This is a genomic window from Pseudobutyrivibrio sp. LB2011 (assembly GCF_000701765.1).
GTDB classification, from domain to species: Bacteria; Bacillota; Clostridia; order Lachnospirales; family Lachnospiraceae; genus Pseudobutyrivibrio; species Pseudobutyrivibrio ruminis.
In genome coordinates this window covers 559,149-585,572 of record NZ_JNJS01000001.1, presented here as the reverse complement: position 1 = coordinate 585,572, position 26,424 = coordinate 559,149, and the positions used below count along the sequence as shown (strand labels likewise).

At 36.6% G+C, this 26,424-nt stretch carries 29 protein-coding genes; 27 read left to right on the top strand and 2 right to left on the bottom strand.

Annotated elements, in window-relative coordinates; all coding sequences use genetic code 11:
* Positions 1 to 4: 4 nt before the first annotated feature.
* Positions 5 to 2,053 carry an ATP-dependent DNA helicase RecG gene (recG, locus tag T375_RS02715; RefSeq protein ID WP_044934520.1) on the top strand — a complete coding sequence of 683 codons (2,049 nt, stop codon included), beginning with the start codon at positions 5 to 7 and terminating at the stop codon, positions 2,051 to 2,053.
* Here the strand turns inward: recG and T375_RS02710 are convergent.
* Complete coding sequence (locus tag T375_RS02710; RefSeq protein WP_044934518.1) at positions 2,021 to 3,772, bottom strand: Rqc2 family fibronectin-binding protein; 1,752 nt, start codon at positions 3,770 to 3,772, stop codon at positions 2,021 to 2,023. The two genes, recG and T375_RS02710, sit on opposite strands and share 33 nt — an antisense overlap.
* A 140-nt stretch (positions 3,773 to 3,912) precedes the next feature.
* Between T375_RS02710 and T375_RS02705 the strand changes: the two genes are divergently transcribed.
* From T375_RS02705 to T375_RS13080, 22 genes are all read left to right on the top strand, one after another.
* On the top strand, positions 3,913 to 4,791 hold the full coding sequence (locus T375_RS02705) for a YicC/YloC family endoribonuclease (protein WP_044934516.1): 879 nt from the start codon (positions 3,913 to 3,915) through the stop codon (positions 4,789 to 4,791).
* Between the two features lies 1 nt (position 4,792).
* Complete coding sequence (locus T375_RS02700) at positions 4,793 to 5,053, top strand: extracellular matrix/biofilm biosynthesis regulator RemA family protein (protein ID WP_044934514.1); 261 nt, start codon at positions 4,793 to 4,795, stop codon at positions 5,051 to 5,053.
* Positions 5,049 to 5,684, top strand: a complete 636-nt coding sequence (gene gmk, locus T375_RS02695) for a guanylate kinase (RefSeq protein ID WP_044935020.1) — start codon at positions 5,049 to 5,051, stop codon at positions 5,682 to 5,684. Before T375_RS02700 ends, gmk begins: the two co-directional genes overlap by 5 nt.
* 2 nt (positions 5,685 to 5,686) lie before the next feature.
* Positions 5,687 to 5,929, top strand: coding sequence for a DNA-directed RNA polymerase subunit omega (rpoZ, locus tag T375_RS02690; protein ID WP_044934512.1), 243 nt, complete (start codon positions 5,687 to 5,689; stop codon positions 5,927 to 5,929).
* A gap of 3 nt (positions 5,930 to 5,932) precedes the next feature.
* Entirely contained in the window at positions 5,933 to 7,261 is a 1,329-nt protein-coding gene (rimO, locus tag T375_RS02685) for a 30S ribosomal protein S12 methylthiotransferase RimO (RefSeq protein WP_044934510.1), read from the top strand.
* Between the two features lie 11 nt (positions 7,262 to 7,272).
* Positions 7,273 to 7,815 (top strand): CDP-diacylglycerol--glycerol-3-phosphate 3-phosphatidyltransferase, encoded by a 543-nt coding sequence (gene pgsA / locus T375_RS02680; RefSeq protein ID WP_044935017.1) that lies wholly within the window; start codon positions 7,273 to 7,275, stop codon positions 7,813 to 7,815.
* Between the two features lie 2 nt (positions 7,816 to 7,817).
* The gene (locus T375_RS02675; RefSeq protein ID WP_044934508.1) at positions 7,818 to 8,297 is read left to right on the top strand and encodes a CinA family protein; all 480 of its coding nucleotides are present in this window, start codon (positions 7,818 to 7,820) and stop codon (positions 8,295 to 8,297) included.
* A 13-nt stretch (positions 8,298 to 8,310) separates the two neighbouring features.
* Positions 8,311 to 8,862, top strand: coding sequence for a 16S rRNA (guanine(966)-N(2))-methyltransferase RsmD (rsmD, locus tag T375_RS02670; protein WP_044934506.1), 552 nt, complete (start codon positions 8,311 to 8,313; stop codon positions 8,860 to 8,862).
* Between the two features lies 1 nt (position 8,863).
* Positions 8,864 to 9,352, top strand: a complete 489-nt coding sequence (coaD, locus tag T375_RS02665) for a pantetheine-phosphate adenylyltransferase (protein WP_033154133.1) — start codon at positions 8,864 to 8,866, stop codon at positions 9,350 to 9,352.
* Positions 9,353 to 9,357: 5 nt separating this feature from the next.
* Positions 9,358 to 10,071: an ATP synthase subunit B family protein gene (locus T375_RS02660; RefSeq protein ID WP_044934504.1), complete on the top strand. Its 714-nt coding sequence runs from the start codon at positions 9,358 to 9,360 to the stop codon at positions 10,069 to 10,071.
* A gap of 68 nt (positions 10,072 to 10,139) precedes the next feature.
* The gene (locus tag T375_RS02655; RefSeq protein WP_044934502.1) at positions 10,140 to 12,038 is read left to right on the top strand and encodes a YgiQ family radical SAM protein; all 1,899 of its coding nucleotides are present in this window, start codon (positions 10,140 to 10,142) and stop codon (positions 12,036 to 12,038) included.
* Positions 12,007 to 12,942, top strand: coding sequence for an RluA family pseudouridine synthase (locus T375_RS02650; RefSeq protein ID WP_044934500.1), 936 nt, complete (start codon positions 12,007 to 12,009; stop codon positions 12,940 to 12,942). Before T375_RS02655 ends, T375_RS02650 begins: the two co-directional genes overlap by 32 nt.
* Positions 12,929 to 13,459: a Holliday junction resolvase RecU gene (locus tag T375_RS02645; protein ID WP_044934499.1), complete on the top strand. Its 531-nt coding sequence runs from the start codon at positions 12,929 to 12,931 to the stop codon at positions 13,457 to 13,459. Before T375_RS02650 ends, T375_RS02645 begins: the two co-directional genes overlap by 14 nt.
* Positions 13,460 to 13,618: 159 nt before the next feature.
* Positions 13,619 to 15,157: a methyl-accepting chemotaxis protein gene (locus T375_RS02640; protein ID WP_044934498.1), complete on the top strand. Its 1,539-nt coding sequence runs from the start codon at positions 13,619 to 13,621 to the stop codon at positions 15,155 to 15,157.
* 110 nt (positions 15,158 to 15,267) lie between these two features.
* Positions 15,268 to 16,257, top strand: a complete 990-nt coding sequence (gene hisZ, locus T375_RS02635) for an ATP phosphoribosyltransferase regulatory subunit (protein WP_044934496.1) — start codon at positions 15,268 to 15,270, stop codon at positions 16,255 to 16,257.
* Complete coding sequence (gene hisG, locus T375_RS02630; protein ID WP_033154127.1) at positions 16,254 to 16,913, top strand: ATP phosphoribosyltransferase; 660 nt, start codon at positions 16,254 to 16,256, stop codon at positions 16,911 to 16,913. Before hisZ ends, hisG begins: the two co-directional genes overlap by 4 nt.
* Entirely contained in the window at positions 16,900 to 18,186 is a 1,287-nt protein-coding gene (gene hisD / locus T375_RS02625) for a histidinol dehydrogenase (RefSeq protein ID WP_044934494.1), read from the top strand. Before hisG ends, hisD begins: the two co-directional genes overlap by 14 nt.
* A gap of 75 nt (positions 18,187 to 18,261) precedes the next feature.
* Positions 18,262 to 18,855: an imidazoleglycerol-phosphate dehydratase HisB gene (gene hisB, locus T375_RS02620; RefSeq protein ID WP_044934491.1), complete on the top strand. Its 594-nt coding sequence runs from the start codon at positions 18,262 to 18,264 to the stop codon at positions 18,853 to 18,855.
* Between the two features lie 22 nt (positions 18,856 to 18,877).
* On the top strand, positions 18,878 to 20,158 hold the full coding sequence (gene hisIE / locus T375_RS02615; protein WP_049960256.1) for a bifunctional phosphoribosyl-AMP cyclohydrolase/phosphoribosyl-ATP diphosphatase HisIE: 1,281 nt from the start codon (positions 18,878 to 18,880) through the stop codon (positions 20,156 to 20,158).
* Positions 20,159 to 20,165: 7 nt separating this feature from the next.
* Positions 20,166 to 22,031 (top strand): TIGR03960 family B12-binding radical SAM protein, encoded by a 1,866-nt coding sequence (locus T375_RS02610; RefSeq protein WP_044934489.1) that lies wholly within the window; start codon positions 20,166 to 20,168, stop codon positions 22,029 to 22,031.
* The gene (locus tag T375_RS02605; protein WP_044934486.1) at positions 22,021 to 22,737 is read left to right on the top strand and encodes a TIGR03936 family radical SAM-associated protein; all 717 of its coding nucleotides are present in this window, start codon (positions 22,021 to 22,023) and stop codon (positions 22,735 to 22,737) included. Before T375_RS02610 ends, T375_RS02605 begins: the two co-directional genes overlap by 11 nt.
* Positions 22,727 to 23,611, top strand: a complete 885-nt coding sequence (locus tag T375_RS13080) for a ribonuclease E/G (protein ID WP_049960255.1) — start codon at positions 22,727 to 22,729, stop codon at positions 23,609 to 23,611. The genes T375_RS02605 and T375_RS13080 overlap by 11 nt, the downstream gene beginning before the upstream one ends.
* Positions 23,612 to 23,624: 13 nt before the next feature.
* Here T375_RS13080 and T375_RS13075 read toward each other — a convergent pair whose 3' ends face one another.
* Positions 23,625 to 24,704: a GGDEF domain-containing protein gene (locus tag T375_RS13075; protein WP_049960254.1), complete on the bottom strand. Its 1,080-nt coding sequence runs from the start codon at positions 24,702 to 24,704 to the stop codon at positions 23,625 to 23,627.
* A 233-nt stretch (positions 24,705 to 24,937) separates the two neighbouring features.
* On the opposite strand from T375_RS13075, the gene T375_RS02590 reads away from it, so the two are divergent.
* From T375_RS02590 to rpmA, 4 genes are all read left to right on the top strand, one after another.
* Positions 24,938 to 25,306, top strand: coding sequence for a hypothetical protein (locus T375_RS02590; protein ID WP_044934483.1), 369 nt, complete (start codon positions 24,938 to 24,940; stop codon positions 25,304 to 25,306).
* Between the two features lie 137 nt (positions 25,307 to 25,443).
* Positions 25,444 to 25,752 (top strand): 50S ribosomal protein L21, encoded by a 309-nt coding sequence (gene rplU / locus T375_RS02585; RefSeq protein WP_028236391.1) that lies wholly within the window; start codon positions 25,444 to 25,446, stop codon positions 25,750 to 25,752.
* Between the two features lie 2 nt (positions 25,753 to 25,754).
* Positions 25,755 to 26,081, top strand: a complete 327-nt coding sequence (locus tag T375_RS02580) for a ribosomal-processing cysteine protease Prp (protein WP_033154120.1) — start codon at positions 25,755 to 25,757, stop codon at positions 26,079 to 26,081.
* A gap of 3 nt (positions 26,082 to 26,084) precedes the next feature.
* Positions 26,085 to 26,369 (top strand): 50S ribosomal protein L27, encoded by a 285-nt coding sequence (gene rpmA / locus T375_RS02575; RefSeq protein WP_015549701.1) that lies wholly within the window; start codon positions 26,085 to 26,087, stop codon positions 26,367 to 26,369.
* Positions 26,370 to 26,424: the final 55 nt, after the last annotated feature.

Below are 26,424 nucleotides of genomic sequence, written 5' to 3'. Positions count from 1 at the left end.
TATTATGGAGTTGTTATCACCGATTGACACTATTAAGGGCGTTGGAGAGAAGACAACTAAATTATTAAATAAGTTAGGAGTATATACCATAGAGGATATACTCCTTTTTTTTCCGCGTACCTATTTAATTTATCCTGAAGTATCTATACCAAACAAAGATAACGTCAATTCACTTGTTAGTATAGCCGGGCGCATCAAGACAAGCCCAAAGATATTTAGAACAAGAAACAAACTGGATGTATTATCAACAACAGCCTATGTGGATGATATGGCAGTTGATTTAGCTTGGTTTAATTCAAATTATATTAAATCCAGCTTGGAGCCAGGCAAAATATATGTTTTCTACGGAAGGCTATTATTTGACAAGGGTCGATACAAGATTACACAGCCTTTAATATTTGAAAGAGATAAATACGAGGAAATCCGCAAGCAAATACAGCCTATTTATCATTTAACTAAAGGCCTCAGCAACAATCTTGTATTAAAATCAGTTAAAAGCGGATTTGAGCACTGTAACATTCCAGAAAACAGGTTACCTGAGGATATAGAATCCAAAAATGATTTTATGTCATATAAGGATGCAATTTACGCCTATCATTTTCCTAAGAATTTTGATGAGCTGGTAAAAGCACGCCGTCGCCTTGCTTATGAAGAAATGTTTTTCTTTATACTTAATTCCCGTTTACAGGAAGAAAAGAGCGTTTCATATCCGAATACATTCAATATCACACATCATCAGGAAACAGACGATTTTAAAAAATCATTACCTTTCGCTTTAACTAATGATCAATTAAAGGTTATTAATGACATTTCTACTGATTTGACAGGAGAATACATTACTCAGAGATTAATTCAAGGTGATGTAGGAAGTGGTAAAACCATCGTTGCCTTTTTGGCCATGTTGGATGTTGCGTTATCTGGATATCAGGCAGCAATCATGGCGCCTACAGAAGTGCTTGCAAAGCAGCACTATGAAAGCTTCAAAAAATGGGTTGATGATGCCGGATTAGATATTCCAGTAGCTTTATTTACAGGCTCTATGAAGGTTTCTGAAAAGAAAGCTATGCAAAAGCTTGTAGATGAAAATGAGCAATGCTTAATCATTGGCACCCATGCATTGATTTCAGAAGGCCGAACTTTTGGAGAATTGGCATTAGTAATCACCGATGAACAGCATAGATTTGGCGTACAGCAACGAGATAAGCTTTCCTCAAAGGGAAATCATCCTCATATTGTTGTCATGTCAGCAACCCCAATTCCTAGAACCTTGGCTATGATACTCTATGGAAATATGCATGTTTCTGCAATCAAGGAGCTTCCAGCTAATCGATTACCTATAAAAACATGTGTAATCAAAGAAAGTATGCGAGCAACCGCTTACAAATTTGTTTCCGATGAAATTGCAAAAGGACATCAGGTATATATAATTTGCCCACTTGTTGAGGCATCAGAAACAACTGAAGCGCAAAACGTTACGGATTACAGCAAGAAACTTAAAGAACGCTTTAAAGATAAATATCAAATTGGTGTATTGCATGGAAAAATGAAGCCTGCAGAAAAAAACCAGGTAATGGATGATTTTGCTAATCATAAAACTGATATATTAGTTTCTACAACTGTTGTAGAAGTAGGTGTAAATGTTCCAAACGCAACAGTCATGATGATTGAAAACGCCAATAGATTTGGTCTTGCAGCTCTTCATCAATTACGAGGACGAGTTGGTAGAGGCGACGCTCAGAGCTACTGTATTTTGATGAATTCGAGCTCTGATAATCACGAATCAGAACGTTTAAATATAATGCTTAAATCAAACGATGGTTTCTATATCGCTAAAGAAGATTTGAAATTACGTGGTCCAGGCGATATGTTTGGAGTTCGTCAAAGTGGCGAATTCAGCTTTAAGGTTGCAGATATTTATCAAGATGCTGACGAGCTAGAGATGGCTTCATCTGATGTAAATGAGATATTAAAAAAGGACCCTGAACTGGAAAAACATCCAGCTCTAAGGTCCACATTAAACTCATTCTTGGCTAATCAATTTTACGTGCTCTAAGGTAGGAGTAGCCATAAGAGAGTAATTAGTGTAATAAACTACAAAGCCTGCTACAGCGCTAGCGGGCTTTTTTACGTTCTTCTTTTGCAAGTAATCAATCTCAACTTTTTGAGAATCACGACCAGAAGAATAGTAAGCGGCCAACTCTGCAGCATATTCATATGTACTGTCTGGTAATTCCTTACCATTTGTTTTAACAATTACATGACTGCCATGTATCTTTTTTGTATGGAACCACCAATCATTTCCTGTAGCAAATTTAAAAGTAAGTTCATCGTTCTGGTAGTTGTTTTTACCAACATAAATATCGAATCCATTATCATCAACAAAATGTAATGGTTTGCTTTTCTTGATTTTTTCTTTTTTATTACCAGAATGTTTCTTAATGAATCCGTGATCAGATAATTCGCGTCGAATTTCAGCTAAATCATTTTCATTTTCAGCGATATTCAAAGCAGCCTCGATAGATTGTAGTAATTCCAATTCCTGCTTTGACTGTTCAATATAAATATTGAGAGCTTCTGCTGTTCTTTTTAACTTTGCATATTTATCAAAATATTTCTTGGCATTTTCGGTAGCAGACAAATCAGGATCAAGAGGTATTGTTAATTCCTTGTTGTCATAGTAATTAATAACCGTTATGGATTTATCCTTTGGTTTTGCTTCGTAGCCGTAGGTGTGCAGCATTTCACCGTAAATCTTGTATTTATCGCGTTTCTCTGTATCTTTTTGCTGTTTTAATTGCAAATCAAGCTTCTTAGAAGCTCGCTCTATATGATTTGTAATAATCTTACGTAAATCAGAGGATTTCTGACGAATGTTTGTGTATTGATTACGCTTAGCATAAAACTCAATTAATACTTCAGACATTGTCTGGAAAGATTTTGCTTCCATATCCTGATACATTGTAAGGTTAACAGGCGCATATTCAATCGGCTTGCCATTTGCTCCATCTACAATAATATTGTAAGAGTAGTTATCATTTCGAATATCATCCATCAAGCCGGTAAAGTTATTCCAAAGCTTATCTTTGTGTTCGTCAAAAAGAGAAGCGCAGCTTGCATCAGAATCTATTCCTGCTCTGAAACAAATTTCGTTGGTAATTGTAGGGCTTATACCAATATATGATGACATAAGTGCTCTAAACACGGATTCACTTCGTTTAAGAACTGTATTCTTAAAGGAATCCTCTGATGACTCCAAAGGATTTGTTTTGCCTTCCTGAGTTGGAATAAAGTAGTCTCTACCAGGCAAAACTTCTCTTACAGAACTAACTGAAGAAGGAATATGCTTTATGGAATCCAAAATCATATTATCTTCGTTACAAAAGATTATGTTAGAATGTTTACCCATAATCTCAATATAAAGATATTTGTATGTAATATCGCCCATTTCGTTTAAATGCTGGATTTTAAAACGAACGGCGCGCTCCATTCCCATTTGAGAAATCTCAATAATTCTTCCTGCGCCTATATGCTTTCTAAGCAACATACAAAATCCTGGAGCTTGGGCTGGTGCAGTTTTATTTTCATCTGTGATATACATAAATGGAAGAGAAGCGTTTGCTGATATTAACAATCGTTTGTTTCCATTTTGAGTATTTATAGTAATCAATAATTCCTCTTTTTCAGGCTGAGAAATTTTATTGATTTTTCCATTCAAAAATGTCTCGTTAAATTCATGTACTAATGCATGAATAGAAATACCATCTAATGCCATTTTCTTGTCCTTTCAAAGTACTAGTACTTCATCCTTTATTGTTGACTATCATGATACATTTAATTATAATTAATTACAACTGTGTACACTTCAGAGTAATGTAATTTTTATTATAAAATTCTAAGGAGAGACATCTTCACATGGTTCGTAGTATGACTGGATACGGCAAGGGCTTTGCTGAAAATTCCGATGCCCGTGTCACAATAGAAATGAAGTCTGTTAATCACAGATATCTTGATTTAAATATCAAACTCCCAAAGAAACTTAATTTTTTAGAGAGTGTAGTTCGCAACAAAATTAGCGAAAGTATTTTCAGAGGAAAGGTAGATGTTTACATCACTTTACTCGAGCATTCTGATGCCTGCTATCAGGTATCTATCAACGATGCTATGGCAGCTAAATACTATGAATCTATTTCTGCTATGGCTGAAAAGCTCGGTGTCGACAACGATATGAAGGCTAGCAGCATTGTTCGTCTTCCAGATGTTATTGAGCTTACAGAAAATGATGCTGATGAAGATAGCCTGAAGGAATTAGTGCTTTCAGCTCTTTCAGATTGCATCGATCAATTCGTAGAGTCAAGAATAGCAGAGGGCCAGCGTTTAGAATCTGATTTAGTTTCTAAAATGGATGACATGCTTGTTCTCGTTGACAAGCTTGAAAAACGTAGTCCACAGATTATCGAAGAATACAAAGCTCGTCTTACTTCAAAGATTCAAGAGCTTCTTGATGATACTAAAATCGACGAGGCACGTATCGCTCAGGAAGTCACTATGTACGCAGATAAGATTTGTATCGATGAAGAAATGGTTCGTTTAAAGAGTCATGTAGCAGAAACAAGATCTGTATTTGATTTAGATAAGGAAGTTGGTAGAAAGCTTGATTTCCTTGCCCAGGAACTTAATCGTGAAGCAAATACCATTCTTTCAAAATCAACAGATGTTGAAATTGCTGATATCGGCATCACTCTTAAAACACTTATCGAAAAGGTTAGGGAGCAAATCCAAAATATAGAATAATATGGCTTTTATAAATATAGGTTTTGGAAACATTATTAATAGCAATAAAATTGTATCGATGATCACCTCCGATTCGGCACCTTCAAAGCGTATAGTTGCCAATGCAAAAGAAAAAGGCAACATAATTGACGCAACACAGGGGCGTCGCACTAGATGTGTGATAATATGCGATGAGTATGTGGTTTTATCTGCACTTATGCCAGATACAATAGCAAATAGAATTAGCGATAATTCATTTAAGGAGGAGATAGACAATGATTAGTGATAAAGGTCTTGTAATTGTTCTTTCAGGCTTTTCAGGAGCTGGTAAAGGAACAATCATGAAGCATTTGCTTGAGGCACATCCTAATGATTACAATCTTTCAATTTCCGCTACAACACGTGATATTCGTGCAGGGGAGAAGGATGGAAGAGAATACTTCTTTAAAACAAGAGAAGAATTCGACAAAATGATAGAAAACGACGAGTTACTTGAGTATGCAACTTTCAATGGTAACTCATACGGAACACCTCGTGCTTACGTTGAGCAGTTAATCGAGCGTAAAAAGGATGTTATCCTTGAAATAGAAATCCAGGGTGCACTTCAGGTTAAGAAAATGTTCCCTGATGCACTTTTACTTTTCACAATGCCACCATCAGCCAAGGAGCTTGAAAACAGACTTGTTGGCAGAGGCACAGAAACAGATGAAGTAATCAAAGAGAGACTAGCAATTTCATGCAAGGAATCTCAAAACATGGACAAGTATGATTACCTGATTGTAAACGATTCATTGGAAAAAGCTGTAGATCAGGTTCATAATATAATTCAGGCTGAACATTATAGAGTAGAAAGAAATCATTCAGCTATTAAAGAAATGCAAGAAGAATTAAAGATATTTGAAAGGAGTAATTAATTATGATACATCCATCTTATGTTGAACTTATGGAAAAGGTAAATGAAAATGTTGAGGTTGGAGAGGAGCCAGTTGTAAACAGTCGTTACACAATCGTTGCTGCTACAGCAAAGCGTGCTCGTCAGATTATCGACGGAGCTGAGCCACTCATCAACTGCCAGAAGGGTGAAAAGCCACTTTCAATCGCTGTTAATGAGCTTAACGAAGGCGCTATCAAAATTATTAATGAGGATGCAAACAACTAACCTATGAATGTATTATTTGTTTCATTAGGCTGCGATAAAAACCTTGTTGATTCAGAGCACATGCTTGGTGATCTTATTGACCACGATTTCACAATTTGTGACAACGAGGAAGACGCAGATATCATTGTTGTTAATACATGTTCTTTTATCGCTGATGCAATGGAGGAAAGTATCCAGACTATCATCGATTTAGGAGCATATAAGGAGTCAGGCAAGCTTAAGGGACTTATTGTTTCAGGGTGTCTGGCTCAGCGTTTTACTGAGGATATTCTCGAAGAACTTCCTGAGGTTGACGCTATCATTGGAACTAATTCCTATGATGAATTAATAAATGCAATCAATATAGTCTTAGAAAAGAACGGTGAAAAGCCTGTTTTCAAGAAAGAATTAAAAGGGCTTCCTAAGGATGGCCGAAGAGTTCTTACAACAGGTGGTCACTATGCGTACCTTAAGATTGCTGAAGGCTGCAACAAACGCTGCACCTACTGTATAATTCCATTCTTACGCGGTGATTATCGCTCTGTACCTATGGAAAAGCTTTTGACAGAAGCAAAACAGCTGGCTGCAGATGGAGTAAAGGAACTCATTCTTGTTGCCCAGGAAACAACCGTCTACGGTATGGATATTTATGGCAAGAAATCACTCACAGATCTTCTTCACAAGCTTTGTGAAATCGATGGAATTGAATGGATTCGTATTCTTTATGCTTACCCTGAGGAAATCACTGATGAGCTTATAGAATGCATGGCATCTGAGCCAAAGATTTGCCACTATATCGATATGCCTATACAGCATTGTAATGATCAGCTTCTCCATAATATGGCTAGAAAAACAAATAAAGCTGACATTATGAATATAGCAGACAGATTGCGCAAGGCTATGCCAGATATTTCCCTTAGAACCACTTTGATTTGTGGCTTCCCAGGTGAAACAGAAGAGATGCATGAAGAGCTTTTACAGTTTATCAAGGATATGTCTTTTGATAGACTTGGCGCATTTGCTTACTCAAAAGAAGAAGGTACTGTAGCTGCTACTTGGGACAATCAAGTAGATGAAGATTTAAAGAAAAAATGGTTAGATGAGGTTATGCTTTGCCAAAAAGATATATCTTTATCTAACAATAAAAAATACATCGGAAGAACACTGAGAGTTTTCATCGAAGGAAAGCTTCCAGAAGATGGAGTCTTTATAGGTAGAACATATCGCGACACACCTTCAGTGGATGGTTTTATTTTTGTAAATAGCGATACTGAACTTACCAGCGGACAGTTCGTAGATGTTGAAGTTACAGGTTTTGACGAATATGATTTAATAGGAGATGTAAAGTTATGAATTTAAAGGAAATGAATTTACCTAACAAACTTACATTATTCAGAGTTGTACTTATTCCTTTTTTTGTTTTATTTTTACTTATCAACCCTGAAAATCAAGCACTTCGTATTATTGCTGATTTAATCTTTATTGTAGCGTCTCTAACAGATATGTTAGATGGAAAGATTGCACGTAAATACAATCTTGTTACTAATTTTGGAAAGTTTATGGACCCATTGGCAGATAAGCTTTTAGTTTGCTCAGCAATGATTTGTCTTATTTCTACAGGCCAGTTATATGCTTGGATTGTTATTATTATCGTAGCAAGAGAGTTTATTATTTCCGGCTTTAGACTTATAGCTGCTGAGAATGGTGTTGTTATAGCTGCAAATATTTTTGGAAAGCTTAAGACTGTTTCACAGATGATTATGATTATCATCCTTGTTGCAAACCTTCCATTCGGTTGGTTGCAGGTATTAGGACAGGTGTTCATTTGGGTATCACTTGTACTTACAGTTCTTTCACTTGTAATATACATTTACCAGAATAGTGAAGTTCTCAAGGAGCAGAACTAATTATGGAAATTTCCAATATTCTTGAAAGATTGATAGCTAACAAGCTTACAGTTTCAACTTCTGAATCTTGTACAGGTGGTATGATTGCAAGCTCTATTGTAGATTTTCCAGGAGCTTCAAATTGTTTCAATGAAGGATATGTTACATATTCCAACGAGGCCAAAATCAAGAATTTAGGCGTAAAAGATGAAACACTTATGGCTTACGGTGCTGTTAGTGAACAGACTGCAAAAGAAATGGCTATCGGAGTCAAGAAAAAGGCAAAGGCTGATTTCGGTTTATCCTCAACCGGTATAGCTGGTCCAGGAGGCGGTTCTCCAACTAAGCCAGTAGGCCTAGTTTATATTGGATGTTCATATGGTGAGTCCAACGTAAAGGTTAAAGAATTGCATTTGACTGGAAGCAGAACAGAGGTTAGAGCGCAGGCTACAAATCTCGCATTCCAGCTTCTAGATGAATGCATGAGAGAACTTAACATATAATGAGGTAATAATTTTGAGAATAATTTCCGGAAGTAAACGTGGGATGAATTTACAGACTCCCGAAGGCCTCGGCACCAGACCTACTTCTGATAGAATCAAAGAAACATTATTTAATATGATTTCTTTTGATATACCTGGTTGCAGATTCTTAGATTTGTTTTCAGGTAGCGGTCAAATGGGTATCGAAGCTCTTAGTAGAGGAGCAAGTGAAGCTGTTTTTGTAGAAAAAGATAAAACAGCCATCTCATGCATCGAAAATAATTTATCCAAAGCAAAGTTCACAGATGAAGCTACACTTTACAAAGAGGACGTATTTTCAGCTTTGAATAAGCTAAATGGAAATGAAGAATTTGATTTTGTTTTTATGGATCCTCCATATAACAAACTTATAGAAAAACAGGTTTTAGAATCACTAGCAAACAAAAGCTATATTTCTAACGAAACCACCATTATAGTAGAAGCCAGTCTTGATACAGATATAGACTATGTTTCAGAATTAGGCTATACAATTACCAAAGAAAAACTATACAAGACTAATAAGCATATATTTTTAAAGAAGGCGTAAAATGAGACGAGCAATTTATCCAGGAAGCTTTGACCCAATCACTTATGGGCATCTTGACATTATTAAAAGGGCTAGCAAGCTTTGTGATGAACTTGTTGTTGGCGTTTTAAATAACAAGCAAAAAAATCCGTTGTTTTCCATTGATGAACGTGTTAACATGATAAGAGAATTGACTGAAAATTTAGACAATGTTAAGGTCGATTCTTTTGAGGGACTTACAGTAGACTTTGCAAAGGCAAAGGATGCACAGGTAATAATTAGAGGGCTTAGAGCTGTTACTGATTTTGAAATCGAAATTCAAATAGCTCAATCTAATAAAGTTCAATATCCAGATTTAGAGACTTTATTTATGCCTACATCTTTAAAATATTCTTATTTGAGTTCTACAGTCGCAAAGGAATTTGCGTCTTATGGAGGAGATATCAGCCTATTTGTTCCACCTCAGGTTATACCTCTCATAGAAGCCAAAATTAAAGACAAGGAGAAGTAATTACCATGGCAAGTACAAGCAAAATTGAAGATATCATTGACGAAATCGAAGCTTATATTGATGATTGTAAGCCATCTGCTTTTTCTACAAACAAAATCGTAGTTAACAAGGACGAGCTTGAATCACTTTTACAGGAACTTAGAACAAAGACTCCTGATGAAATCAGAAAATATCAGCGAATGATTGCAAACAGAGAGCAGATTCTCGCAGATGCAAAGGCAAAGGCTGATGAAATAATTAGTCAGGCACAGATTCAGACAAACGAACTTGTTTCTGAACATCAAATTATGCAGCAAGCATATGCTCAGGCAAATGAAGTTATTCTTATTGCGCAGAAAAACGCTCAAGAGAAAATCGATAGAGCTACAGAAGATGCTAACAACATCAGAATGGGTGCTATCGCTTATACAGATGAGCTATTAGCAAATATCCAAACTATACTTGCAAATGCAATTGACACAACCAGAGCACGTGACGAGGCATTCCTTGGCACAATGCAAGTTTACTTAGATACAGTTAATGGAAACAGAGCAGCGCTTGTTCCTGATTCATTAAATGACGGCGATTCTGATCCAGCTCAGAGTTTAGATTCTACAGGTGATGCAGCTGTGAATGAGCCAGCTCCACAACAGCAGGCAGATGTCACTTCAAACGGTAATGATGCTGATGAGGATTTACCAGCACTTGATATTCCTGAGCAGTTCTTTAACAAGGAATAATCATAAGTTTAGATTTTACAGCCAACTTGTATTACATACAGTTGGCTTATTTTATTTAAGAGGTTTATATGGCACAATTTTTACCAATTAGTAAGCAAGATATGAAAGATAGAGGTATCGAACAGCTAGACTTCGTCTACGTCTGTGGAGATGCTTATGTAGACCACCCATCCTTTGGTGCTGCAATAATCTGCCGTATACTTGAATTACATGGATATACAGTGGGTATTATAGCTCAACCAGATTGGAAGGATGATAATTCTATCAATATTCTTGGTGAGCCAAGACTGGGATTTTTTGTAAGTGCAGGAAACATGGATTCAATGGTAAATCATTATAGTGTTTCAAAGCACCGTAGAGATTACGACAACTATTCTCCAGGTGGCAAAATTGGTCTTAGACCAGATTATGCAACAGTAGTTTACTGTAATTTAATTAGACACACATACAAAAAGAAACCGATTATTATAGGTGGAATAGAAGCATCACTTAGAAGACTTGCGCATTACGACTATTGGTCAAATAAGGTTCGTCGTTCTATACTTTTAGATTCTGGTGCGGACTTGATTTCTTATGGAATGGGAGAGCGTTCTGTAGTAGAAATAGCTGATTGTCTTGCATCTGGAATGGATGTTAAGGATATCACATATATCGATGGCACTGTATTCAAAACTAGAGATAAATCCTTCACTGAAGATGCAATCATGTTACCTTCTTATGAAGATATAAAAGCAGATAAAGCTACATACGCAAAAAGCTTCTATACTCAGTACGTAAATACGGATGCATTCACAGCAAAAAAGCTTGTTGAAACATACGATGGTGCAATGTATGTAATTCAAAATCCACCTCAAAAGCCTTTATCGAGACAGGAAATGGATGATGTATATGCTATAGAATATATGCGCACATATCATCCTATCTATGAAAAAGATGGTGGTATCCCAGCTATCAAAGAAGTTAAGTTTTCATTGATTAGTAACCGCGGCTGCTTTGGAGGATGTAATTTCTGTGCCTTAACATTCCATCAGGGTAGAATTATTCAATCACGCAGCCATGAATCTATTATAAATGAAGCAAAGCTTATAACTCAGGATCCAGAATTTAAGGGTTATATCCATGATGTTGGTGGACCAACAGCCAACTTCAGGAATCCTTCTTGTAAAAAGCAGATGGAAAAGGGCGTATGTATGCATAGGCAGTGTCTATTCCCTACTAAGTGTCCTAATCTAGAAGTAGATCACAAGGATTATGTAAGCCTTCTCACAAAGCTACGCAAGCTTCCAAAGGTAAAAAAAGTATTTGTACGTTCCGGCGTCAGATTCGATTATGTAATGTATGACAAAGACGACACCTTCCTCCGTGACCTCTGTAAGTATCATGTTAGTGGCCAGCTGAAGGTGGCTCCAGAACATATTTCAAACAATGTACTCAGCTACTTAGGAAAGCCTGATATTTCCGTTTACAACAGTTTCTGCGATAAATATGCCAAGATTAATAAAGAGCTTGGTTTAAAGCAGTATTTGGTGCCATATTTGATGAGTTCTCATCCGGGAAGCACATTAGATGATGCAATCGCCTTGGCAGAGTATCTTCGCGACCATCATTTATCGCCAGAGCAGGTGCAGGATTTCTATCCAACACCTAGCACAATCTCTACAACAATGTACTATACAGAGATTGACCCAAGGGATATGAAGCCCGTTTATATATGCAAGAATCCTCATGAAAAAGCAATGCAAAGAGCTCTTATACAGTACAAGAGACCTGAAAACTATGATCTCGTAAAAGAAGCTCTTATCAAAGCTGGAAGAGAGGATTTGATTGGATTTGGAGAAGAATGCTTGATTCCACCTAGAAAGATTAAAGGCAAGGAATTCAAAAAGAATAATAAAAATACTAGAAAACAGACTTCTGGAAAACAAAGTAAGACAAATGAAAGAACTAAAAATAGACGTAAACGATAGTAATCAGCGTTTTGACAAATATCTGAAACGTGTTCTTAGCGAAGCAAGCTCCAGCTTTATATACAAAATGCTTCGTAAAAAGAACATCACACTTAACGATAAAAAAGCTGATGGCACAGAAAAACTAAATACTGGCGATATTGTAAAGATTTGGTTTTCGGATGAAACATATGCAAAAATGACTGGAGCTGGAGAAAGAGATGAATTGTATTATTCTCTTAAAGAAGTAGACCATAATATCAATGTGATTTACGAAGATGATGAAATGATTATCATCAACAAGCCTGCTGGTATTAAGTCTCAAAAAGATACACCATCAGATATCTCGATTAATGAGATGGCTATATCTTATTTGATAAACGAAAAAGGCCTTACAGAAGAAAGCTTCAAGCACTTTCACCCTAGCATATGCAACAGACTGGATAGAAATACTTCAGGCATAGTTTTATTTGCTAAGACATTAAAGGCCGCACAGGAACTTGGGGAAGCTTTGAAGGAGCGTAGCTGTAAGAAATTGTATCGTGCAGTTGTGCTTGGTAATATCGAGCAAAATCAGCAGATAGAAGGCTTTTTATCAAAGGATGAAGCAACTAATAAGGTTTCTATAACACATACCGAAACAAAGGATTCTAAGCCTATTAAAACAGCTTATAGGCCTATATCCCATGTGGTTGATAAATTTACCTTACTGGAGATTCACTTAATCACAGGTAGAACCCATCAGATAAGAGCACACCTTGCTTCAATTGGTCATCCTATATTAGGTGATAACAAATACGGAAACACATCAATTAATAAAAAAGAAAATGTTAGAGGACAGCTTTTACATGCGTACTCAATAGAGTTTGAAGATGGTAGAAAGTTTGTCTGTGATTTACCAAGGGAGTTTAATGGCTACATATAAATCACGTGGACTTCGTGGTTCCACATTCGAAGAATTTATTAATAAAACAAATGAGGTGTACGCCGAAAACGGTTTGGCCCTCATTCAAAAGATTCCAACACCAATCACACCTATTGATATGGATAATAAGGGTCATATAACACTTGCTTACTTTGATCAAAAATCCACTGTCGATTATGTAGGTGCCATCCAAGGTATTCCTGTGTGTTTTGATGCAAAAGAGTGCAATAAAGACACATTCCCTCTCCAAAACATACATGAGCACCAGGTAAATTTCATGGGAAATTGGGAGGCACAAGATGGCCTGGCATTTATTCTGATTTTCTTTAGCGAGAGAGATGTATATTATTACCTGACCTTTGAAAAGCTAAAGGAATTCTGGGATAGAATGCAAGAAGGCGGCAGAAAAAGCTTTAGAATAGAAGAGCTTGATGAAAAATATTTCTTTACTACAAAGCCTAATCTGCTAGTACCTTATCTTGATATGATAAATATTGATTTGTCTTCAAGAACATAAAGCATTATAAATGAACATAAAAAAGAGTTGCCTGATTGCAACTCTTTTTTCTTTTTATAAAATCTTCAATTTACAAAATATGGTGATTATTGTTAACAACTTCGTCATAATCCATTGATATAATCTTTCTTGATAAATATATTGAGGAGGTTATATTCAATGGGTGCGAAAAAAACTGCTTTTGAAGTATACCTGTCAACTGTATTTAAGTGGGGTATTATAGCTTTAACAGGTGCATGTATGTTTGCTACTTGTATGTTCATAGTAGAAAAACTTTTAGGTTTCTACCAGACAATGCCATGGCTCGCCGTGATCTGCTTTGCTTTAATGGATGTAGGCTTCCTTTTGGCTGGAATGTTTATTTTAAAAACATCCTTTGATGACGAAGGATATCTTCTTGATGGAAAATTACAATTAGGTAAGATTTTCTGCTCAGTAGTTCTAATCATTCAATGGACTTACATTGTATACATGTGTCCTACCCGTAATTTCTGGGGATTTTTAGCTTTCTTTTTAACACTCATAGGATTTTTCTTGGATATTAAACAGTTACTAATAACAGGTGTCATTTGTATAGTTTCTCTTATAAGCGGTTGGATTGTAAGAGGAAGCGCATTATTGCCTGCTAAGGACGAACTTTTTGTAACTGATATTATAATGTGTATTGTAGGATTAACCATTTCATTGGCAGGTATTACACTGTTCATATTCTTTGTTTCTCACTTCCTTGTAACTGCAAAAAAAGACGAATTAGAAGAAAATAATAGAAGAGTTGTAGGCGTAATGGATGCAGTAAAAAGCATTTCTGAAAAAATGGTTACTGCAGGGTCGGCGCTACTTGATATTGCATCCGATGAAAGCGCTTCAGCAGAAGAATTATCAGCTACTAGTGATGATCTTGTTGAAAGTAGTAATCAGCTGAGTGTTAAAGCAGATGAAAGCATGAATAACCTTTCAGAGCTTAGCGATTGTGAGAACATCGTGGAAGAAAATGTAGGAAAGGTAGAAACAACTTCAGATAATCTCCTTATCAAATCTAATGAAAACGAAAGATCTCTTAATGATTTGCAAGGAATTAACACCGAAGTTTCTGAATCTATGGCTACTACAACTGATGTGGCGGAAAGATTATCAAAAGCAGTGGAAGAAATAGGAACTACCTTAGAATTAATTCAAGGAATTTCATCTTCAATAAGCCTTCTTGCATTAAATGCATCAATTGAAGCAGCTAGAGCAGGTGAAGCAGGCAAAGGATTTGCTGTAGTAGCAACAGAAGTTGGTAAACTTGCTGAAAGCACCTCTAATTCACTAAACGATGTAGGCGCTGTAATTGATAGAGTTCAAATGAATGTTAAAGAAATTACAACTCAAGTAGAAAACAATGCAACTAAGCTAAACGAACAGAATGAACAGTTCAAGAAAGTATTTGGCGATATTAGAGATATGAGCGTCATGCTTCGTGAATCTGTAGATGCAGTCAATGAAATGAATACCGCTATTCAAAGACAGGCAGATATTATAAGGCAAACCGTTGACATTAACCAGAATATTGCAGAAAGCATCAGAGATGAAAATGAGCAATTTGTTGCTATCAGATCTATGGCAGAAAGCAATGCCAAAAATACTGAAGAAGTCGCAGCTCAAGCTAAGACTATCAATGAAATGGTAGATGAAATAAGCCGTTTGTTAAATAGCTAGTATAGTAAAAAACGTTGCCTCATGGTCTATTTGACTATGGGGCAATTATATTGTATAATCACTTTATTACATTAGCAGACTAAAGTATAATTTTGTACAAGAGGTGCGAAATGAAAAATCTTACATTACACACTCCAGAAGGAGTTCGAGACATTTATAACAGTGAATATGAGCAGCGATTGGATGCACTTTATAATCTTAGAAAGTGTTTTAAGGAGGCTGGATATTCTCCAATATCTACACCTACATTTGAATATTTTGACACTTTTTCAAAAGAAGTAGGAAGCTGCAAATCTAACGAGATGTTCAAATTCTTTGACAGAGACGGCAATACACTTGTTCTCAGACCTGACATTACACCTTCAGTAGCTAGAGCTGCTGCAATGTATTTTTCGGATACAGATGAGGCAGTGAAGCTTTCCTATGAAGGAAATGTTTTTATTAATTATCATAGTCTGCAGGGTCGATTGAAAGAAAGCACTCAAGCTGGTTGCGAATTTATCGGAGATAGCTCTGTAGATGCTGATGCAGAGATTCTTACAATTACCGTAAATGCGTTAAAGAAGCTAGGCTTAAAAGAATTCGAAATTGGTGTGGGCCATATCGATGTTGTTAGAGGATTAATTGAAGCAGCAAACCTTTCTGACGACCAGGAAGAAAAGCTTATCAATCTTATCTCAAACAAGAATTTCTTTGGAGCAAAGGAGCTATTGCAGCAAGCAGAAGTAAGCAAGGGTTTAATAGATTTGTTTGATATTACAGGCAAAATCATGAATTCACCTAAAGAATGGGCTCCTTATTTGGAGAAGGCAAAGAAATATAAAAAAGTATATGATGCCTTGGAATACCTTACAAAGCTTTACGAGCTTTTAAACAAAAATAAGGTGATGGATTACATCTCATTTGAGCTTGGAATGATTTCTGAATACAAATACTATACAGGCATCATATTTACAGGATATTCCTATGGCGTTGGAGAGCCTTTGGTAAAAGGAGGTAGATATGATTCCCTCCTAAGCCACTTTGGAAAGGAAGCTCCAGCCATTGGTTTTGCAATTACAGTTGATCAATTAATGTTAGCACTTAGGAGACAGTCATGAGTGAAGATAGATATTTAACATTTGCCCTTGGAAAAGGACGTTTAGCAAAAAAGACCTTAGAGCTCTTTGAAACTATTGGTATTACTTGTGAAGAAATGAAAGATCCTGATACAAGGAAGCTTATCTTTGTTAATGAAGACTTAAAGCTTAAATTTTTCCTAGCCAAAGGCCCTGATGTGCCTACATATGTAGAGTATGGTGCTGCAGATATTGGCGTTGTTGGAGAAGATACAATTCTGGAGGAAAATAGAAATATTTACGAGGTATTGGATCTTGGCTTTGGAAAATGTCGCATGTGCGTCTGTGGACCAGCAGAAGCAGCAGAGCTGTTAAAGCATCATGAGCTTATTCGTGTAGCAAGTAAATATCCTAGAATCGCAAAAGACTATTTTTATAATATCAAAAATCAGACAGTAGAAATAATAAAGCTAAACGGTTCTATCGAACTAGCACCTATTGTTGGTCTATCTGAGGTGATTGTAGATATTGTAGAAACTGGATCAACACTTAGGGAAAATGGTCTTGTGGTTCTGGAAGAGGTTTGTCCATTATCAGCCAGAATGGTAGTAAACCAGGTATCGATGAAAATGGAAAACGAAAGAATTACTGACCTTATTGAAAAGCTGAAGGGAGCATTAGAAAATGAGAAAGCTTAAGCTCACTAAAGACACAATTAACAACATACTAGAATCACTACTTAAGCGTAGTCCTAGTCAATACACTGAGTATGAAAGCACTGTTAATGATATCGTAAATACGGTTCGTGAAAAGGGAGACGAAGCGGTATTCGCATATACGAAGCAGTTCGACGGAGCAGATATTAACGCTACTAATATTGTTGTTACAAAAGAAGAAATTGAAGAGGCTTACAGTCTTGTTCCAGAAGAGCTTGTTGAGGTAATAAGAAAAGCCCTTGTAAACATCGAAAGCTATCACGCAAAACAAAAGCAGAACAGCTGGTTTACATCTGAGGAAGGAATTATCCTTGGCCAGAAAGTATCTCCTCTTGCAAGAGTTGGAGTTTACGTACCTGGAGGAAAGGCTGTATATCCATCATCGGTTCTAATGAATGTTATGCCAGCAAAGGTTGCTGGAGTACCTGAAATCTACATGACAACACCTTGTAACAAAGAAGGAAAAGTCAACCCAAGTACACTAGTAGCCGCTAATGAAGCCGGAGTTGATGTAATTTACAAGTGTGGTGGTGCACAGGCTATAGCAGCTCTTGCTTTCGGAACTGAATCTATTGCAAAAGTAGATAAGATTGTTGGCCCTGGCAATATATTTGTGGCTCTTGCTAAGAAGGCTGTATTTGGATATGTTTCAATCGATTCTATTGCTGGTCCTTCTGAGATATTGGTACTTGCAGATGAAACAGCTAATCCAACCTATGTAGCTGCAGACCTTCTTTCACAGGCTGAGCATGATGAATTGGCATCTGCAATTTTAGTAACTACATCAGCCGAACTAGCAGATAAGGTTGAGAGCGAGATAGAGCGTTTTGTAAAAATACTATCTAGAAAAGATATCATTCAAAAGTCTTTGGATAACTTCGGATTTCTATTGATTGCAGAGAACAAAAAAGACGCCATAGAATGCGTAAATGCTATTGCATCAGAGCACTTAGAAATCGTAACCGCAAATCCATTTGAAGATATGACTTATATAAAAAATGCGGGAGCAATTTTCCTTGGTCAGTATTCATCTGAGCCATTAGGTGATTACTTTGCAGGACCTAATCATGTGCTTCCAACAAATGGTACAGCGAGATTTTTCTCACCTCTATCAGTAGACGATTTCATCAAGAAATCAAGCATTATTTCATACTCAAAGGAAGCATTAGAAAAGGTTTATCCTGACATTGTTAAGTTTGCAAACAACGAGCAACTCACAGCTCATGCCAACTCAATTAAAGTGCGTTTTGAGTAATATAGTTACTTTAATATTTTGTAATATTTAGGTATAATAAAAAAGGTTGTAAAAATAATTATTTGGGGCGGTGTTATGTCGGAAGAACGTAGAGCACGTGTTGCTAGAAAAACAAAAGAAACAGACATTACCATCGATTTTAAAATAGATGGTTCAGGTAACTGTCAGGTAAATTCAGGCATTGGATTTTTTGATCATATGCTTGATGCATTTACAAGACATGGCTTATTTGATATGACTGCAGAAATCAGAGGGGATTTGCAGGTAGATTGCCATCATACCATCGAAGATACAGGTATAGTTTTAGGCAATGCTATCAAAAAAGCATGCGGCAGCAAAAAGAGCATGAAGCGATACGGTAGTTGCATTCTTCCTATGGATGAGACTTTAGTTCTTGTTGCAGTAGATTTATGCAATCGCCCATATTTATCCTTTGAAGCAGATTTTCCTACAGAAAAAATAGGATATATGGACACAGAAATGGTAAAAGAATTTTTCTATGCGATTTCATATTCTGCAGCTATGAACCTTCACATCAAAGTTTTAACACCAGGCAATTCTCATCATATGTGTGAAGCGATTTTTAAAGCTTTTGCAAAAGCCTTAGACCAGGCAACCACTATTGATCCTAGAATTGCAGATACGATGACAACAAAGGGTTCAATCTAGTATTAAAGGAGCGGTATTTACAATGGAGCACAAAAATATAGTTGCCACCATCTACATCAAAGATGGAATGGCAGTTAAAAGTCCAACAGAGCTTGAAAATAAAAAGGACGTATTAGAGCTTGCATCTGTTTATGATGATAGCGGAATCGATAAAATCATTTGCTACGATTTATCATCTACAGATGAAGAGCACGAGAAAAACATTTTAGCAATCAGAGAGATCAATCGAAACGTTCAGGTTAAGACAGCAGGCGGTGGAAATATTAAGCGTCTTGAGGACGTTAAAAAGCTTTTGTATGCTGGCTGTATCGAAGTCATTTTAAATGGTTCAAAGCCTGAGACAATCGACTTAATAAAAGAAGCATCCGCAAGATTTGGTGCTAACAAAATGCTTGTTTCACTTTCAACTGTAGATTTCCTTTTCAAAACAAAGGATTTCCTTCAGGATAATGTTCACGAGCTTTTAATCATGAACACCACTCTTTTGGAGGGCCTTGAAAATATCACAAGCATTCCATACATTGTTCAGGTTGATAACAATGATTTTGCATATGTTGAGAAATTACTTAAATCAGATCAAATCAGAGGCATCTCTGGTGCATTTATAAATGATACCGATACAGATATCATGCAGTTAAAGAGTGAACTTTCAGATTCTGGCATTAAAATGGACAACTTTGAGCCAAAGCTTAGCTGGTCAGATTTAAAGCCAAACTCAGATGGCCTTGTACCAGTTGTAGTTCAGGATTTTCAGACAGGCGAAGTTCTCATGCTTGCCTACATGAACGAAGAATCATTGAACTCTACTATACGTACTGGCAAGATGACATATTATTCTCGTTCAAGAAAAGCTCTTTGGGTTAAAGGAGAAACAAGTGGCCATACACAGTACGTCAAGTCATTGACTGCTGATTGTGATTTTGATACTATTTTGGCGAAAGTTTCTCAAGTTGGAGTAGCATGTCATACTGGCGCACCAAGCTGCTTCTTCAACGAAATAGTTAAAAAGGAGTATGTTGAGCGAAATCCACTTAAGGTTTTCGAAGATGTTTATGCCGTCATTATGGATAGAAAAAAGAATCCAAAGGAAGGCTCATACACAAATTATTTATTCGATAAGGGACTTGATAAAATCCTTAAAAAGGTGGGAGAGGAAGCTACAGAAATCGTTATTGCAGCTAAGAATCCTGACCCTGAGGAGACTAAATACGAAATATCTGATTTCCTTTATCATATGATGGTTCTCATGGCTGAAAAAGGTGTAACATGGGAAGACATCACATCGGAGTTAGCTCAAAGATAATTTATTTATGAAGAAATTAGCATTACCAGACGATATTCTGATGCAGATTGATAAGCCTGCACGTTATATCGGCAATGAATTTAATAGCGTAATCAAAAATCCTGCTGACGTAGACATCAGATTTGCCATGTGCTTTCCTGATGTCTATGAAGTTGGCATGTCTCATTTAGGAATTGCCATCCTTTACGATATGCTCAACAAGCGTCAGGATACATATTGTGAAAGGGTATATTCGCCATGGCCAGATTTGCATAATCTGATGAAGGAGCGTAATATACCTCTTTTTGCGTTAGAATCTCAGGACCCTATCAAGGGCTTCGATTTTATCGGTATGACACTTCAGTACGAAATGTGTTATACAAACATTTTGCAGATTCTTGATTTAGCCGGAGTTGCATTACTTAACAGTGAAAGAGAAAATGACGATCCTATCGTTATTGTTGGTGGTCCTTGTGCCACAAACCCAGAGCCAATCGCTGATTTTGTTGATTTGGTATACGTTGGCGAAGGCGAAACTAGCTATCCAACACTTCTCGAACTATACAAAGAACACAAGAAAAAGGGCTTTGATAGAAAGTCTTTCCTCAGAGAAGCCAGTCATATTCCAGGCATCTATGTACCATCACTTTATGAAGTATCATACAAGGAAGATGGAACAATAGCAGATTTCAAGCCTATCTATGAAGATGTTCCTGCAACTGTCGAAAGACAGGTTGTTAAAGATATGGATTCATCTAGCTATCCTACAAAGATGCTTATTCCATTTGTACGTGCAATTCAGGATAGAGTAGTTCTTGAGATTCAGCGCGGATGTATTCGTGGATGTCGTTTCTGTCAGGCAGGAATGATTTATCGTCCAAATCGTGAAAAATCAGTTGATGTTTTGAAGGCACAGGCCAAAGAATTATTAGCATCTACTGGACACGAAGAAATCAGCCTTAGCTCCCTTTCATCTAGTGATTACCATGCACTTGGTGAGTTAATGGATTTCCTTATTGATGATTGCTTGTCAGAGGGTGTAAATGTATCATTACCATCCTTGCGTATTGATGCATTTTCTTTGGATGTAATGAGCAAGGTTCAGGATGTTCGTAAATCAAGCATCACATTTGCTCCAGAGGCAGGCTCTCAAAGAATGCGTAATGTCATTAATAAGGGACTTACAGTAGAAGACATTATCGGCGGTGCTACACTTGCATTTAAGGGCGGATGGAACAAGGTCAAATTCTACTTCATGCTTGGTTTGCCTGGTGAAACAGACGAGGACATGAAAGCCATTCCTCAGCTTGCAAATGAAGTTGCTGCTGCATACTATGATACAGTTCCAAAGGAACAGCGTCAGGGCAGATGCCAGATTACTATATCTACATCTTTCTTTGTTCCAAAGCCATTTACACCATTCCAGTGGGCTCCAATGTATGAAGCAGGAGAATATCTCCGTCGCGCAAAGGTTGTAAATGACGAGATGAAGGCACAGCTTAATCAAAAGTCACTTAAATACAATTGGCATCATTCTGATGTTACTGTACTTGAGGGTGTATTTGCCCGTGGTGATAGACGTCTTTGCCCAGCAATATTAGATGCATACAATAGCGGCTGTTTCTTTGATGCGTGGGGCGAGTACTTCGATTTTGATAAGTGGCTTGCTGCATTTGTGAAAAACAATATTTCAATTGATTTTTATGCATACAGACAGCGTGATTTAGACGAAATCTTCCCATGGGATTTCATCGATTGCCATGTAACAAAAGAATTCTTAAAAAGAGAGTGGAATAACGCCATGGCTGGCAAGGTTACTCCAAATTGTAAGATGGGCTGCAGTGGATGTGGCGCAAAATCTATAGGTTCGGGGGTATGTCACAATGCGCGTTAGAGTTAAATTTGAAAAAACAGGAATAATGAGATATGTTGGCCATTTGGATTTAATGAGATTTTTCCAGAAGGCTGTAAAAAGAGCAAATCTCCCAATAAGATATTCAGAAGGTTTCAATCCTCATCAGATAATGTCCTTTGCAGCACCTCTTGGTGTAGGACTTACATCTACAGGCGAATATATGGATATCGATTTAAAACAAGAAGTATCTTCCAAAGAAGGCCTTGAAAGCCTTAATCAAAATATGGTAGAAGGCTTGGCAATTACAGGCTTTAAATATCTTCCAGATAATGCTGAAAAATGCATGAGTGCTGTGACTGCAGCAAGCTATATTGTTACCTATAAAAATCCTAAGGATGATGCTTGCTATATTGATAACATCATCGATTTAAAAGAAAAGTTTTTTGATGAAGCTGCTTCTATAAACATTGTAAAGAAAACAAAAAAAGGTGAACGAGAGCTTGATTTAAAGCCATTAATTTATCGCTTCAACCTTGAAGTAAAGAATAACGTTCCTGTATACGACTTGCTTCTTTCAAGTGGTAGTACAGATAATATCAAGCCTGAGCTTGTCGTTAAAGCATTTCACGAGTATTTAGGTTTGCCTGAATTTGATGAGCTTTCCTTAGATATTCAGCGTGTAGATATGTACACAGGAGAACCAGACAGCTTTGTTTCTCTAGGAGAAATAGGAGATGAACATTAAAAAAGTTGTAATTACAACAGGAATATATTTAGATAAGGAGCTTCGGCTCCTTGTTTCTTTTGATGAAAATGATAAGCCAGTAGATTTAATCAATCTGGATGTCACCAAAATCGGCGAGGTATACCTTGCTACAGTAGAAAAAGTGCTTAACGATGTAGACGGTTGTATCCTAAAGCTTGATTCAAACACAAAAGGATATATCGAGAATAAAAAGCTTATTCCAGATTCTTATGTCACAAGGCATTCCGACAAGAAAAAAGTTTGCCAGGAAGATCAATTCTACGTTCAAATTTATCAGGATAGAAAAGGAATTAAGCCATATTCTTGTAACTTCATAAAGCAGGAAGACTATACTGAGAATCCTACATTCATAAAATACTATTTAGGTAACTATTGTGATTCTGATACAGAAGTTATCACTGATATGCCGGACATCCATGAAGCTAATCCATCATTTAGATATTACATCGATGATTCCTTATCATTATGGAATCTCTATGGATTAACTAAACTATTAGATAATATTTGTTCTAGAATCTGTCATTTGAAATCTGGTGGGAACATCGTAATTGAACCAACAGAAGCTTTGACTGTAATCGATGTCAATTCCGGCAAAAACTACGGAAAACAAAAACCATTTGAGGTTAATGTAGAGGCACTGGAAGCAGCTTTCAGTGAAATCAGATTACGTTCTATATCAGGAATAATCCTAATAGACTTACTTAAAGTATCAAAAGCAGAAGAGGAGAAATTGATTGAAGTAGCCAATAGTTTAACCACTGACGATATTTCTCGGATTACAATCCATGGTTTTTCAAATCTTGGTCTTCTTGAAATTACCCGTAGCAAAATCTTTTCAACCTTTACAATATAAAAAGAAATAGAGCCTAAAAAACGACTCTATTTCTTCCTGCTTGTTTTCCGAAGTATAATTTTTTATCAGCCGCTTCAATGGTTGATACCGTTCCGATGGTTCTTGAATATTCTTCCAAGCCAAAGGTCATTGTCACATTAAAGCTTTTATCTTTATATTTAAAATCAAAATTTCTAACCTTATTTCTTAAATCTTCCAATAGCAAGAGAGCTTCATCCCCATTTTTATTTACAAACACAAATAAAAATTCTTCTCCGCCCCAACGTGCCACAAAATTTGGAAGAGTCATGGAAGACTTGAAAAGCTCAGCCAGCTCCGAAAGAACATAATCGCCGCAATCATGACCATAGGTATCATTAATGTTTTTAAAGAAATCTATATCGCCAATAGCTATAGATATAAATGAAATGTCTTTTGCTTTTTCAATATCTTTCAATTCATTCTGTGCGAACCGTCGATTCATAAGACCTGTCAGTGTATCTGTTTCAGACATCAACTTAAGCTGCTTATTATTAATACGAAGCGTTCTTTCAACATCTACATATAAGGTGCAGTAGAAGTATGCTGTCAATGAAAGGCAAATTGAAAATTCTATAATGTTCGCGCCTACTAAAATCTTAAATTCTAATGATTCAGGATTTAAGATTGTTCCGCCAAACGGAGTTAAAGTTGATAATGAAAGAAATATAGCTGTTATTATCAAGCTCAGACTTATTTTTACTTTTAATGAACTCATAGCATCATACCAGAGAACAAGGAAAGCAATATATATCATATTTTGAAAAGAACATCGCCATCCAAATCCATATGTAAGAACATAAGTAGATGCTATTGTTGTAAGAATAACTATGAAAGCGCATGCGCGAACTCTAATTTTATAGGAAAGATTTAATGCGATAGCATATATCACAACAGCTATCGCTAAAACTGCTGAATATAAAAAGTAGCCTCTTATAATGGTATAAATCAGAATAGCACAATTATAAGGTATCCACGCCAAAAGAAGATATCTAACAAGAGATATCATACTGCTCGAATCTTCACTATGAGCTGGCGCTTTTTTTATCCATTCATTAAGCTTTTTAATAGGCATCTTTTATACTCCACTGTTGTATAAATTACATATTTTATTATAATTTTAATTGCATACAATGTAAATAACGTTAGCCTCAGCTTTTTCAACAATAAATTACTTTTGAAATTAGGAATAATTACAAATCTGGTTCTATAACAGATTAAACATAATATGATGATATAATTCATATGATTTGGTGCAAAACATTGATTCAGAAAGGAATAATCCTTATCATAGGATAGGCATCTATTATGGAACTAAACGAAATAATTCCTGTAGTAGAGAAAAAGGCTGAACAGATTGCAGACCAGGAGATTGTAAAATATAACAAAGATTTTCCTGAGATAAACTTAACTGACGATGCTAAAAATGCTGTTAAACAGCGTGCAATTTCACAGCTTACTTTGCAATTGAGCAAGTTTAGATTTAAAGCAGACACTGACCTAGAAGAGCAATTCGATAAATGGTTTGAAACTACGGAGCAAGATGATTTGCACAGAGCTTGTAGGCATTGTCTCGAAGATGAAGCTAGAAAAATAAGAGAAAGTAATGGCCATAATCTTTCATCTTTAGATCAATATCTTAAGAAACATCTTGGAGATGTACATACAGTAGAGTAATCTTTAATTAAATTATTGACGATAGCCAATTGCTGTGCTATTATACTTGAGTATGCCGCTCAGTGTGGTTTTTGAAGTGTGTTTCATAACGAAGCACCACCGAAACTGGCGAGTAATGATAAAAAGGAGGAGCAACCATGTACGCAATTATTGCAACAGGTGGTAAGCAGTACAAAGTTTCTGAAGGCGATATCATTACCATTGAAAAGCTTGGCGTTGAAGCTGGTGAGAAGGTTACTTTTGATCAGGTTCTTGCTGTTAGCGACAAGGATCTCAAGGTTGGTGACCCTACAGTTAAGGGCGCAACAGTAGAGGCTTCTGTTGTTAAAGAAGGCAGAGGTAAGAAGGTAATCGTTTACAAGTACAAGAGAAAAACAGGTTACCACAAGAAGAATGGCCACAGACAGGCTTTCACACAGGTTAAGATTGAAAAGATTAACGGTTAATTATGGTTTCCGTGATTATTTCCAAGCAAGCAGCAGATATTAAACAGATTTCTTTGGACGGCCATGCCGGTTCCGAAGAAGCAGGGCAAAACATCGTTTGTGCTGCAGTTTCAGTACTAGCTATTAACACATTTAACAGCATTGAGCGTTTTACTGATGATGCTTTTAGTGTTGAGGCAGCTGAGGATGGAGGACATTTAGTTATGTCTTTTTCAGAAAAGCTATCTGATAGAGCTCAACTTTTGATTGACTCTATGTTGCTTGGTTTGGGCGAGATTCAAAAACAATACGGTGATGAGTATATTTCACTAGAAATTAAGGAGGTGTAAGACATGCTACAGATGAACCTTCAGTTCTTCGCTCATAAAAAGGGTGTAGGCTCTACAAAGAACGGTAGAGATTCTGAGTCTAAGAGATTAGGTGCTAAAAGAGCAGATGGTCAGTTCGTTAAGGCTGGCAACATTCTTTATAGACAGCGCGGTACAAAGATTCTTCCAGGCAATAATGTAGGTCTCGGTGGAGACGATACACTTTTTGCTTTAGTTGATGGAGTACTTCGTTTCGAGAGAAAGGGAAGAGACAAGAAGCAGGCTTCTGTCTATCCTGTAGAGCAGTAATTATTTGACCCGACTATACGTGTTACGTAAAGTCGGGTCGTTTTTCATTTCAGTA